Genomic DNA, 12167 nt, shown 5'->3' on the forward strand with positions numbered 1-12167 from the left:
GGGTATTGTGGATGTGACGCTCTACTGCAGCCCCAGCTGTGCGAAAATCGTATGGTTGATCCTGGCAAGTAGATCTGTATCCTCTACGTGACCAGCATAATTTCGCAGCTGCGATTTTCCAATCGTGGTGATCTGCTCCGCCAGGATCATGGAGTCATCTATCCTTTGTCGGGTGTCAGCCACAAAAGCCGACCCCATCAGTGTGTGGCAGGGCAGGTTTGGCTTCTTCAAATGTCTGGTCATCGGCAGGACATTGACTGTCTCCGCATGGATATTTGCTGTATCATTTGAAATTATAAGCACAGGCCTACACCCTCCCTGGACGCTTGTTCCGGTATGGTCGCCAAGCTCTGCAAACCAAATGTCACCTCTATGTGGAGTACGCTGCACAGAATTAACCGCCGCATCCAGCGTAATAGGTGCGGCGTTGTGCATGTCGTAGATTTGAGCAGCCGATCCAATATATCAGTTTGATACCGATGCTCTTCGCCATCTCCTTGTCGATGTCTTTAGCCAATTCTATCCACCTCCTTCCTTTTTCACGACTGGATTATTACATGGTCCGTCAACCTATCTTTGTACATAAATTCATGCTATAATGCTTTTATATCCTCCACTTTCGCCCTTCACGGTTCCTGTAAAAACTGTAGCATTTATTGCCGGTTGGCTTCCAGTCGGGTTTTGGTGGGGTTTTAGAATTAACACGGAAAGAAGCTGCCCTTCTATGCCATATGCATATACCTCCGCCGCTTTCCTGCGTCTTCTGCTGGAACGGTGTATCGGAACCATTATGATTGAATGGGAACAATGGTATTTTCCTGAGCCCGCCTTTGACAGGGGTTATTTCAATGACCGTCTGAAGTTTGCTGCCCCTATCAACAAACTTACACATAATAGATTGACCCGCCTTTTTGAAACCATATTTTCTCCTGGGGACCGCATTGGTCGATTCCAGGAACCACAGGCAGTTGAAGCTGCCAACTGCGTACATCTACAACAACATCGGCGCTGTGTACTCGGAAACCGACCATCCTGAAAAAGCAATACCAGAACACGAGCGGGCTTTAAGAATCTATGAGAGCGCATACCCGGATCACCTCAATCTCGATTTGGCTCTCACACACGCTGATCTGGCAGACGCTTTCCTCCGGGAAGGTGATGGCGATAAAGTCATAGAACACCTGAATGAAGCCTTTTCCATTTATGATCAGATGCTTCCAGATAACGCAAAGCAGCTCATTTACCCATACTCGACCCTTGCCAATCTTCTGGTCGCTTTGGGTGACTACGAAACTGCCATAACGAATTACTCCCATGTCATATGGCTCATGCTTGAAAACGAGTATTCGGAAGAATCCGAAACCGTCCAGGAGTTTGCCGCCCGAGTTGCTGAAGTCAGGCAGATGCAGGACAGCGATGACAAATAAAAAAGCCGGAGCAGATAAAAGTATATAGCTCCCATATCCAAACAAGCTTTGGATATGGCAATGCCATGATCACTTTTATCCACTCCGGCTTATCTCGTTTTATAGGTTCCTAATGATCCATCGGATAGCTCCTGCTCAAGCAGATATATTCTATTGTAGGTCACTGTCTCTGATCTGCTACAAAATGTGCCGATCTAAAAAACTGTGTACCCTTTAGTATCTTCATTTTGTTTGTGCTTCCTTTATTGTACAAATCACAGCTTTACCGTACAGAGCAGAAGCAAACTCATCTACAGATAAAGTATCCACTTTATTCCCCTGCTTTACAACCGCAACCGGTTTATTGCCAACCCGGCCAATCGTTCCTACCATTGCCCCCTGTCTGGGTGTGCGAATTTCATTTTTTCTATTTTTCAATCCTTCTGCACTCCTTTCCTGTAATCATTCCAGATTCTCCCACTCATTTTTCATATCCAAATATTTTTGCATTGCTTTATAGAAGATATTTGTGGCTTCTTTGAATTCATCTAATAGTCGTCCATCATCCTGTATTAAGCTATTAAAATCATCTGACAAAATATTCAGGTCAAAATCTTCACAAATATATGCGCTTGGGCTCAAGCAGCAGCCATTATTCATAATTTCCACAAAGGATACTAGCTCAGAAATATATTTAACTTCTTTTCGTTGTTGGATCATTTCTGCTACGCTCTCTGCATCAAACAACTCAACAACTGAGCGGCTAATCTGTATCAGATCTTTAGCGGCATTCCCCCCGAGATTAACCATGAGAATATCCTTATCTTTTCGACACTTTTTGATAACCAAAACCGCCACTTTCACGGCAGTGCGATAGAAAGTTCCCGCGGGAAACTCAATTACAGCATCAATTAGATTCTCTCTAATGAATCGTTCCCTTACTTCCATATAACTTCCCATTCTGGACAGCATACCCAAAGGGAAAACGATATACCCTATGCCATCTGGTTTTAATGCTTTAAGGAGATGTCTCGCATATATCCATTCACCGGAACCCAACATTTCTGGCCACCATTCAATAAATCTTTCACCTTGTCTCTCAGACTGCATAAGAGTTTCTCGAATATTCATCTGAGAATTAAATGGCGGCATTGCATACACTCTTTCGAATTTTTCCTCAAAATCTTGTAATCCAATCGGCATCCACTCAATTTGATTACGGATCAATCGTCCGTGATTGGGATCGCAAGCCATAATCAAAAGCATTATACAAAGGGTTTCATTATAATAATTCTTTGTCTGCGCCACCACATCACAATGTTTCCCTGCCGTCAATAACGAAAGAGTCAATGTACTGTCTGTCGTAAACCCATAACATTTCATTCCTGACTTAATACCAGATATTCTGTCTAGAAGTTTGAGAATTGGCAATGGCATATTTTGTGCCCCTGTTTGCGGAAAAGTGGACATATAATCAATTATAGTAGTTGCAGCAGCTAGGGCAATTCTTCCTCCGTTCTCATTGCCAAAATCGTATTCCTCTAATACTGAAAAGATTACATGAAGGAACTCCTTTTGTTCCTTTAACCCGCTTCTTTCTAACCCATTATAAAGGTAATTACCCATACTGTCTATTCCCATACGATCTTGGATATATCGAAGATATTCCGCGAGTTTATCGTAGGAAACTTTATCTGGCATAAGAGCAGTCAAAATATCAAACCGAAGAATATCCGGGATTTCTAAGTCAAAACACTCTCTGTTATCGTCCAGATATTTCATCATGATACTAAATACCATTAATGTCACAGAATTATAAACATTTCCACTGGTATAAGCGGAATGTGCCATGACATTTCTCAGATTACGGCCTATGTATTGACCTAGCTCATCTGGATTTTTTCTTGTTATTTCCACCATAAGATTATCTCTCATGCCTTATCACCTCTTTTAAAGTCTCAATAATAATATTATCGCTTATTTGTTGTTGCTGTTTTACCATTTTTTCAAGCAGTTTTTTCCTTTGGCAAGATGCCCAATATGCATCTCCTATAACTTTTTGTTCGTTAATTACTGGTGCCTCAACCTCAAGTTCCGCAAGTGATTTTCCTCTCACCATAGCCATTGCAGTCGAATTGATCCCTGCTACGAGCTTCGCTGTAGTGTATGCCGAATTCAGATATCCCACAAGATATCTGACATCTATAAAGTTTTTGTCAACACCTCTGATAAGTGCACAAAAGCTTGGAACTATCAATCCTTCTTCCTCTTCTGTTATCAAAGCACAATCATACGGCGATGATAGTTTTATTACAATGTCATTTTTCCGTGTAATACGTTCATCAGATACAGACTTTTTCAATACTGCAGAACCCAAATTCTCAATATGTATCACTCCTCCTGAAATCGCACTGGGCACTAAAACCTGCACATTTTCCTTATATGCTTCGACTTCTTCACCCTCTTTATAACTCACACGGCTCATAATCTGACCAACCGTTATTGAATCAACCAATTCTCTCATTCTATATTTCATACTATCATCTCCCGTTTCTGATATGTTTAACATGTACTTTTCTTGATATACATAAAATAGCATGAGATAAGTACATTGTCAAGAGGTCTATTAAATAATTTTGATATGTAATAAGTGTACATTTATATCATCAGGATAAACTATCCAAGAACATTTATTACCATCACCTCTTGACTTCTCCCCTCCTTTATTGTATGATAGGAACAGAAGTTCCCGAACTTTTGTTCTCATTATATAGGAACAGTTGTTCCTTGTCAAGTAGCTTTGCAAAATTATGTTGTAACTGCTGGTTTCTTTCCCGCCAGCAGGCAGCATACTATCCCACATGGAGGCATGACATGAAGAAAGATACGAACTTTGAAACAAATCCACTAAACACACAGGATGCCAAAGCAGAAGCTGCCGCTGTCCTGACCCCCGCTGCGACCAATGGAGAAAAAATAAAAGCCCTCCGCACCGCCCAGCACATGAGTATGGCTGAACTGGCACGTCGGGCTTCTATGTCCGACCGCGCGATTCGTTATATCGAAGCCGGCGACCGTGAGCCAAGCGTCGAAGCGATCCAGAAAATTGCCGCCGCCCTTGGCGTCACCACAGATTATTTTATGGATGATGCCACCTTCCAGCAGGAACTGAACGACGATCTCTTTTATGCGGATGTCCGTAAGAAATACGGTTCCCGCGGTGTTGCACAGGCAAAGAAAATAAAAGAACAGACCACTGCCCTTTTTGCAGGCGGTGAGCTGTCCGAAGAAGACCAGGCGGCCTTTATTAAAGAAATGGAAGCACTTTTCCTCGATGCAAAAGAAGACGCGAAGAAATTTACTCCTAAAAAATATCTGTGACGATTGTGCTCCAGAGGAAAGGAGTCTCATTTGAACACACGCGCTATTAATGCTGCCGATACTGTAGTTCGCCGCTACAACAGCCGGAACCCGGAAGAAATCATCTCAAGGCGTGCCATAAAGGTCAAAGATATCCGGTATTGCCGTGACCTGCTGGGATACTACTCCGTTATGCTGAACTGCGAGTACATCGGCATTAATCCTAATTGTACTACCGCCCAGCGGGTCTCTGCTCTGGCGCATGAACTCGGCCATGCATTTTTTGACCGCAGCCATGCTACCTCCGGTCAGGCTTTCCAGGATACCTATTTTTACAGCCTCGACAATTCAAGAGCAGAACGGAGAGCCAACATCTTCGCTGCTGAACTTCTGCTCTCGGATGACGACGTTCTCAAGCCGATTGGTTATTATGAATTCAACGCTGACCGGCTTCAGCTGGAAACAAGTCTGCCTTCCCGCTGCTCTTCTGCCTACCGTGCTATGAAATACCAGGAGCTCCTACAGGAATTTCAGTATACACACTCTGGTCTTTGCACACCGACCGAGATTGCACAGACCAAAGGCATCGAAAAGCATTTCATAGATTTCAAGCTGAATATCCTCGCTGAAAAAGGATACCAGCTCCCCGTCCTTCCTGAACTACGCAGCGATTTTCTGAAGGACTCCATGAAGAACGGATGTAGAGAAAGCGAGGTGACGATGGATTGACTTACTATTACTGCGATGCCTGTCATTATTGCTTTGAAGCAGAATCATTGCCGAACCGCTGCCCCGACTGCGGTGCAGATCTATACAACGATAAACCTGCTGTCAGACTAGCGACAAAGGATGAGATAAAAGAACTGCTCCGAATCCGGGCGGAAGATGATGAATGCGACCCCATAGAATAAGTACTACTGCCCCACTGTGTGTATTTTCCACAGTGAGGCTTTTTTCGTTACAAACTATATACTTCCATCATCAGCCGTATGCCGACTTTCATCCCCTCCTCAAATGCGCTTTTTTCCCAGGCACAGCAAACGCTTCCCTGCCTGACCATAATCTCCTCCCAGAGAGGGATCTTACCTCCAACACAGTCCTCTACCAGTCTATCCATACCAGGTATCTCTCGCAGCCACGCTTCAAACTCTTTATCTCGTGCCCTCGCTGCTCTCCCCGCCGCTGTAGTCTTCGGCGCGGCGGGATTATTCTCTGTGTAAGTCTCATAGATCAGGTCGAGCAAGTTTTCCACCGGTGGGTAATACTTCGGCGGCGTAGTGTTGATGTAGTTTTCCAGAATTTGTTTGATGTTCTTTAATGCCTCGTTCTCAGTAATAATGCTACCTTCCCTTCCAACCGGGTGTAAATGGATTCCTTTTCCCGGTTATGAGGGATATTACCGTCTATTTCTGCACATAGCAAGTCATTTTTTCCAGGACATTTTAGTCCGCCAGAACACATATGACTACAAGAACACATGCTACTACCAGCGAAACCGGCAATCACACAAAGCTCATTTGCTCTGAGTCTTTGTTCCTCACCGGCGCCATCTTCTCTTTTGCTTTCTCCGGCACATCGATAAGGCCGAATCGATAGAACATTGCGAAGATGTAGGTCACACCCCGAATATCGCCGAGGGCCTTCGGGCGGTCTACCACTTCTCCTTTAATATTCTTCAGCGCCAGCAGCACTGAACTCCACGCTAGACTTTTGCTCTTCTCCCGGCGGTCGATCCACAGCTCTTTTGTGTACTCAACGTTCCTGCCTTTTTTAATTTCGTAAGAGAATGGCAATCCAGAGTAGGTTTTAAATCCTACCCCGGCATAGGACACAACCATGCCCCAGAAGTTTTCTTCTGTCGGATCAGCCCTCCACCGCTTCATTGCTCTGTATCTCCGCTGCCGCTCTGCTCCTACGCCGATCTTCTCTTTATCAGCAGTACTTGGGAAGTATACACCTTTCTGATAAGGCAGATACGAGGTAACGAAGGCTTTGGAAAGCTGAAGAATGTTTGCAGTTGAGAGTATGGAGGTTTTGTAGTCCTGTGTTTCTCGGTATTCTTCAAAAGTGTTTTTTACTTTTTCCGCCACTTCTGATTCATACACACCTGCCGTGATGAGCAGCTTCCGTATCCGAGAATCCAAAAACAGATGGAGTCTTATCTGGCTTTTCTCCGAGATGTGTATAATATAATGTAACGCGATCTGATTCCTTCCCTGCGAAATAAAGAGTAAGCGCAAAATAAACCATCGAAGTGACAAGAGCTGTTTTTTCCTTCATAATAGTTGCTAGAGATGCAAGCATTTTGCTTTATCCCATTTTCCAGGGTCTGCTAAATGTAGCATTTCACTATACTATGAGGAGGCTGGATTATGAGAGCTAAACCTGTTAATGCTGATGAGCAGTACCGTCTGATCATGGAATGCAGAGCCAGCGGTCTTACTGATTATCAATGGTGTATAGAGCATGGCATTAAGCCAGGTACATTTTATAACTGGGTAAAACGTCTCCGTCAAAAAGGATGTGACAGCATTCCCTCTGCGGTTAAAAGCAGGGCGCCTGTCAGACAGGAGATCGTGAAAATTGATCTTCAAAAACCTTCCGGATCCATACTGGAAATTGAAGCCCCGTCTGAACCTGTTTCCCGTTCTTCTTCAATGTTATCTGAACTTCCAGTATTAGAACTGTCTATGGCAGGCATGACCATCCGGATACCGCAGGGAACAGATATTGTTTTTCTGGAACATCTGCTCATGCTCCTGCGGAGAACCTTATGTTAGGCGATATTACCGTCGCAGATGAGATTTATATCGTCTGTGGCTTATCCTCACGATATTTTTATCCTCATCTTTTCTGGATATAAAGATATTTACTCACTTCTTCACAAAAAAGATGAGGATAACATTATTTATCTTAAACCACAGATACGTGCCATTTCAGCTTCATCATCTGGCCATAATGGCTTCTCATCACTTTCCAGATCACCTGATTCCATCACTTTACGCATCATATCAACTGAAGGGACTGCGTAAATACGTGTTGTTTCAGTTGAGGAATGCCCCAGTATACGGGAAACAAGTTCAAGTTCTGTTCCATCCTGATACAGATTGGTTGCCCTGGTCCTGCGGAACATATGGGGATAGCATCGTTCCGGGAAATTCGGATACTTTGAGCGGATCTGAGCTGCATATTTTTTGATGATACGCTCAACATTTCCAACTGACATCCTGTCTTTGTGACCCTTGATCACTGTATAGATCAGCGGAGCATCAGGATCTATCACTTCATGGTAAACTTTTAAATAGTTCTTCAGATGATCAGCGGTCTTATCTGTGATCGCAACGATCCTTTCTTTATCACCTTTTCCATAAATCCGAAGATACGGTATGTCGGCCTCCAGATTTACAGAAGATACATTCATAGACAATAATTCGGAAACCCTGACAGCAGAGTCATAAAGCAATATCAGGATCAGTCTGTCCCTTCGGCCTATCTTAGTATCCGGCGGAGCAGAGAGCAGTGCCTTAAGGGCATCATCAGGGATGACTTCACGTGTCAGCTTTGGTACTTTAAGAAAAGGAACTCTGGAAGCTGTGAGAGCTACTGACTGTAACGATATATCACAATCAGCAGCATACCAGAGATAAGCTCTGATCGCAGCAAGCCTGTTATTACAAGTGGTTTCGCTGTTACCGTTTTTATGCAGGAACTCAATGTATGATAACAGAAAATCATGTGTACAATCCTCAAAGCCAAAGGTACGAAGTGATAAATTCATAGTATCGGTTATATATCTTCTGAACACGGTCAAAGCATCCCGGTAGGTTTCTATGGTATTCCGGCTTTTCAATGACTGATCAGGCAGGTAATGCTCAAGAAAATCCAGTGTTTTTGAGAAAAACAGTATCTTTTCCACTTTTTTTCTACTCATGGTCAGTCACCTCCGGGATAACGAAACCTGAAGTCTTGTCCCTGTCTCTGATGATCCGGAAAGCTTCACTGACCTGATGGTAATAATAAAAAGTATCATCCGTACTCTGATGTCCAAGATACCGGCTCAGAAATGGAAGCATTTCCTTAAGCGCGATCCCTTCTTCCATCCAGAGATTCATCCTTTTTACTACAAAGCTGTGTCTGAGGCAGTGAACAGTAGGAGTTTTGTCACAGCCTTCTGCATATGGTGTTGCATTCCATGCCCTGCGAAATGCTGCGTTTATAGTGACAGAACACAGGCAGTTGCCCGGTTCTCTTGCAGGGAAAACCCATTCTGATACGCATCCATGATGATCATTCAGTATCGTCTTATATTCCTTCATTAACACAGCAAGATCATCTGACATATATATTAGCCTGTCTTTATGACCTTTTGACTGCATGATTTTTAATGTTCCCGCTTCAAGATCTGCATCACTCCACTTCAGTTTTCTCGCTTCTGAAATACGCAGGCCACAACAATAGATCAATCTGAAGATCACTTTATACTCTGTAGACAGACGCAAAAACGAGGGCACTTTTATCTCTGGAGAATAACTGTCGATTTCATGAAAGAATGCTGATATTTCATCATCTGACAAGATATGCACCAGTCTTTTTTCACATTTATAAAAATTCGACGGAATATATGCTTCCTCACCGAGGGAGATCATGAATAACGCAAACTGACGGATGATAGAAGTACGTGCTGAACAGGTAGATAATGCTTCTCTTTCACGCAATGTCCCCCATTTTTTGACCAGTTCCCTGCTGAGATATGGCTGTATAACGGATTCTTTTACACAAAAATCATCAAAATGTTTCAGTTTCCATTCTTCAGTTTCATAAGAGAATCCAACAGACCGCTTTTCCTGTAGAAACTGTTTAATATACGGAGCAAAACAGCTTTGATATTCATATCCGAGAATCTTCATTACAGACCTCCTTCCAGCATCAGTCCGATGTCTGACAATGATAATCCACATTTTCTGCTTCTTTCATCATCCAGAAGAAGGTATTTCATTACGCTTGTCGGATCACGATGACCAAGTGCATCCATTACATCATCGATGCCGGCATGATTTTTCAGCAGATTTGTAGCAAAAGTCCTGCGTGTCACATGAAAACCGCCGCCCTTTACATCATTTCTTTCGGGCAGGATACGGTAAAGTGCTCTGGTACATACTTTACCAGTCAATCTTCCATACGGGGCTTTGGATCTTACAAAAATAAAATCGCTTTCTGCATCAGGTCTGCCGTATTTCAGGTATGAATATATAGCATTTCCCGCTTCAACAGGCATTGGAAGAGTGATCTGTGTTTTCGTTTTTTTCATGATGATTGAGATCTGGCATTTCTTCCAGTCGATATCCTGAAAACGGAGTGCCAGGATATCATAGGCCCTCAGTCCTGTTTTTAGGCCAAGCAAAACAATGGCAATGTCGCGAAGTTCTACAGGGGCATTATGGGTCAGCCGGTACTCCTGGATCCTCTGAATCTGTTCATCGGACAAAACATCAATGATCTTATCTACGGGTGCACTTCCTGATATAAGACATTGATCCAGACCATGTCTTTCTGTATATCGATGTTCCTCAAGATAGCGTAGGAAGGCTCTTACGATTACAAAGCGGGTGGCACGGCCTTTAAATGTGGAATGTTCATCCCGGATTGAGAATTCTTTGATTATCTCTGGAGAAATCTGTTTGAAACTGTCATACCCATGATCGATCAAAAACAGACAAAAGCTTGCACAGGAACATCGATAAGATTTAAGTGTACCGCTTTCGCGATATTCACGTTTTTTCTGTTCTAAAAGACCTGCGACGGCTTCCTTACACCATTCAGGGAGTTCATCATATATGGTAGGAATGTATTTATATTTCCCGCCCGGGTGGATATCGCCGCTAAGAAGATATTCATTACAAAAACTCAGAACTCTTCTCCAGTGAAGCCAGGAAGTTCCCAGTGTATTTTTTACCTCAGAGAACCATATCCAAACGATATCCGGATGATAACCAAGATCATGTATATCCAGAAACAGATAAAAAGCTGTTAATGCATGTTTTGCCAGTTTCAAAGTAGTACCGATATATCCATGGGCTTGCAGGCATTCGATAAAAGGCTCAATCTTTCCTTTAAAGTCTGCGGCTGACATAATTACATCTATCGTTTTCTGTAAAGCTGCTTTATTCTCTGAAGAAAACGCATCGATCAATCCGATATGAGGATAAATCTGACTGTTAAAGAGAAGACTGTATGGCTTTGTGCATTTCCCGATCTTTTCATAGAACTGTATCATCCGAGCCGTGTAATTAAGGATCACGTTTCTGGTTTCATCTGATTGATACATTTTTGTGTTTACAAGTATCAGTACCGCTTCGTATGAGATATCTGATATATTGACAACTCCAATTTCATCAAAAATGAGCAACCCTTCGGAACAATAGGTACGTGTTAATTCTAATGTGCGTTTTGTATAACGTTTACAACAGTCTTCAAGATAGAAATCAAGATCATCTTTCCATGAAACTGGAAGTTTATCGTATACTGATTGATTTAGATATAGCCTGCGGTCAGATACTGTTCCTGAAGAATCCATTTCCTCTAACTGGTATACATACCGGATCCATATGACACATCGCTGTGAAGGAAGGCTTTTCTTAATCTCAGCAAACCATTCATCACGCGCTTTGACCGTATACTCGGTACTATTTTGGTCGAGATACGATCCAAGAGATTCATAACAGTCCCTATGCGACTTTCTACTGCTTGAACACACCTTCTTTTCTTTAAGTAGTGACATTACCTTTTCGACGGTATCAGCATAATTCATGAAATCACATCCTTTCGATTTTAATGCGATTCCATTATCACATAAAATATGTTATCCTCATCTTTTTTGCGAAGAAGAGAGTAAATATCGCTATATCCAGAAAAGATGAGGATAAAAATACTCTGAGGATAAGCCGCAGGCAAGGTAGATGTGTTCTACCCCGCTGATGCCACCCAGCATGACGGATCCCCCGGATGAGTTCGCTGATCTGCGCAGCGGGGAGTCCTGAAGGAAGCTCCACCGTGACGTCTTGTATATGCACCGTGATGAGATGGACGGGCTGCGCAGAAGTCAATGGCTTTGCCTGTTCAGGAAGTTCGACGAATGTCGGTTCTGCGGAACCCGGCAAATGCTGACGAATCCTTTGCTGCCAGCGGTAGAAGGTGGATTCTGCGATGCCGTTTTCATGGCACCATTGGTTTACCGGCAGACCGCTTTTCTTTGCGGTCTGGATGGTTTCCAGCCACTGCTGCTCCCGCACTGCCATTGCATTTTGTTCCATGGGGAGACTGTCCGAAAACTCGGATAATCTAATCTGATGAGAAAAAGATTGATATGCTCTTGTGAGCGTTCAATATAAATTAAAATTGCAC

General features: G+C 43.1%; 17 protein-coding genes. 5 read left to right on the forward strand and 12 right to left on the reverse strand.

The features are described 5' to 3' along the window. Positions 1-21 precede the first annotated feature (21 nt). The 3 genes from ACTNC0_RS17045 to ACTNC0_RS17055 form a co-directional block, all read right to left on the reverse strand. Positions 22-435 (reverse strand): type II toxin-antitoxin system PemK/MazF family toxin, encoded by a 414-nt coding sequence (locus tag ACTNC0_RS17045; RefSeq protein WP_441088332.1) that lies wholly within the window; start codon positions 433-435, stop codon positions 22-24. Beyond that, positions 395-517 carry a hypothetical protein gene (locus ACTNC0_RS17050; RefSeq protein WP_441088348.1) on the reverse strand — a complete coding sequence of 41 codons (123 nt, stop codon included), beginning with the start codon at positions 515-517 and terminating at the stop codon, positions 395-397. The genes ACTNC0_RS17045 and ACTNC0_RS17050 overlap by 41 nt, the downstream gene beginning before the upstream one ends. 87 nt (positions 518-604) lie before the next feature. Continuing rightward, entirely contained in the window at positions 605-892 is a 288-nt protein-coding gene (locus ACTNC0_RS17055) for a hypothetical protein (RefSeq protein ID WP_441088333.1), read from the reverse strand. 76 nt (positions 893-968) lie between these two features. On the opposite strand from ACTNC0_RS17055, the gene ACTNC0_RS17060 reads away from it, so the two are divergent. Beyond that, positions 969-1427: a tetratricopeptide repeat protein gene (locus ACTNC0_RS17060; RefSeq protein WP_441088334.1), complete on the forward strand. Its 459-nt coding sequence runs from the start codon at positions 969-971 to the stop codon at positions 1425-1427. Between the two features lie 222 nt (positions 1428-1649). Here ACTNC0_RS17060 and ACTNC0_RS17065 read toward each other — a convergent pair whose 3' ends face one another. The 3 genes from ACTNC0_RS17065 to ACTNC0_RS17075 are packed head-to-tail and all read right to left on the reverse strand — an operon-like array spanning position 1650 to position 3942. Continuing rightward, entirely contained in the window at positions 1650-1844 is a 195-nt protein-coding gene (locus tag ACTNC0_RS17065) for a hypothetical protein (RefSeq protein ID WP_441088335.1), read from the reverse strand. A gap of 24 nt (positions 1845-1868) precedes the next feature. Next, complete coding sequence (locus tag ACTNC0_RS17070) at positions 1869-3341, reverse strand: N-6 DNA methylase (protein WP_441088336.1); 1473 nt, start codon at positions 3339-3341, stop codon at positions 1869-1871. Then, positions 3331-3942 (reverse strand): hypothetical protein, encoded by a 612-nt coding sequence (locus tag ACTNC0_RS17075; RefSeq protein WP_441088337.1) that lies wholly within the window; start codon positions 3940-3942, stop codon positions 3331-3333. Before ACTNC0_RS17075 ends, ACTNC0_RS17070 begins: the two co-directional genes overlap by 11 nt. Before the next feature lie 338 nt (positions 3943-4280). Here ACTNC0_RS17075 and ACTNC0_RS17080 point away from each other — a divergent pair, with 338 nt between their 5' ends. From ACTNC0_RS17080 to ACTNC0_RS17090, 3 genes are read left to right on the forward strand one after another with little or no spacing between them, the layout of a single operon-like run. Next, positions 4281-4787 carry a helix-turn-helix domain-containing protein gene (locus ACTNC0_RS17080; RefSeq protein ID WP_178744075.1) on the forward strand — a complete coding sequence of 169 codons (507 nt, stop codon included), beginning with the start codon at positions 4281-4283 and terminating at the stop codon, positions 4785-4787. A gap of 30 nt (positions 4788-4817) precedes the next feature. Further along, positions 4818-5495, forward strand: coding sequence for an ImmA/IrrE family metallo-endopeptidase (locus tag ACTNC0_RS17085; RefSeq protein ID WP_441088338.1), 678 nt, complete (start codon positions 4818-4820; stop codon positions 5493-5495). Beyond that, the gene (locus ACTNC0_RS17090) at positions 5492-5677 is read left to right on the forward strand and encodes a hypothetical protein (protein WP_441088339.1); all 186 of its coding nucleotides are present in this window, start codon (positions 5492-5494) and stop codon (positions 5675-5677) included. Before ACTNC0_RS17085 ends, ACTNC0_RS17090 begins: the two co-directional genes overlap by 4 nt. 47 nt (positions 5678-5724) lie before the next feature. On the opposite strand, the gene ACTNC0_RS17095 is transcribed toward ACTNC0_RS17090, so the two are convergent. Together ACTNC0_RS17095 and ACTNC0_RS17100 are read right to left on the reverse strand one after the other, a co-directional pair. Continuing rightward, the gene (locus tag ACTNC0_RS17095) at positions 5725-5883 is read right to left on the reverse strand and encodes a hypothetical protein (protein ID WP_441088340.1); all 159 of its coding nucleotides are present in this window, start codon (positions 5881-5883) and stop codon (positions 5725-5727) included. A gap of 385 nt (positions 5884-6268) precedes the next feature. After that, positions 6269-6871, reverse strand: a complete 603-nt coding sequence (locus ACTNC0_RS17100; protein ID WP_441088341.1) for a hypothetical protein — start codon at positions 6869-6871, stop codon at positions 6269-6271. A gap of 267 nt (positions 6872-7138) precedes the next feature. Here ACTNC0_RS17100 and tnpA (ACTNC0_RS17105) point away from each other — a divergent pair, with 267 nt between their 5' ends. Next, on the forward strand, positions 7139-7546 hold the full coding sequence (tnpA, locus tag ACTNC0_RS17105; RefSeq protein ID WP_441088342.1) for an IS66 family insertion sequence element accessory protein TnpA: 408 nt from the start codon (positions 7139-7141) through the stop codon (positions 7544-7546). Positions 7547-7674: 128 nt separating this feature from the next. Here tnpA (ACTNC0_RS17105) and ACTNC0_RS17110 read toward each other — a convergent pair whose 3' ends face one another. The 4 genes from ACTNC0_RS17110 to tnpA (ACTNC0_RS17125) are packed head-to-tail and all read right to left on the reverse strand — an operon-like array spanning position 7675 to position 12076. Continuing rightward, a complete protein-coding gene (locus ACTNC0_RS17110; RefSeq protein WP_441088343.1) occupies positions 7675-8697 on the reverse strand; it encodes a tyrosine-type recombinase/integrase in 1023 nt (340 codons plus the stop codon). Next, positions 8690-9673: a tyrosine-type recombinase/integrase gene (locus ACTNC0_RS17115; RefSeq protein WP_441088344.1), complete on the reverse strand. Its 984-nt coding sequence runs from the start codon at positions 9671-9673 to the stop codon at positions 8690-8692. The genes ACTNC0_RS17110 and ACTNC0_RS17115 overlap by 8 nt, the downstream gene beginning before the upstream one ends. After that, positions 9673-11574, reverse strand: coding sequence for a tyrosine-type recombinase/integrase (locus ACTNC0_RS17120; RefSeq protein ID WP_441088345.1), 1902 nt, complete (start codon positions 11572-11574; stop codon positions 9673-9675). The genes ACTNC0_RS17115 and ACTNC0_RS17120 overlap by 1 nt, the downstream gene beginning before the upstream one ends. A gap of 37 nt (positions 11575-11611) precedes the next feature. Further along, on the reverse strand, positions 11612-12076 hold the full coding sequence (gene tnpA / locus ACTNC0_RS17125) for an IS66 family insertion sequence element accessory protein TnpA (protein ID WP_441088346.1): 465 nt from the start codon (positions 12074-12076) through the stop codon (positions 11612-11614). Positions 12077-12167 lie beyond the last annotated feature (91 nt).

This window comes from Blautia sp. HCP3S3_B11, from assembly GCF_052064435.1.
In the GTDB taxonomy this organism is placed as follows: Bacteria; Bacillota; Clostridia; order Lachnospirales; family Lachnospiraceae; genus Blautia_A.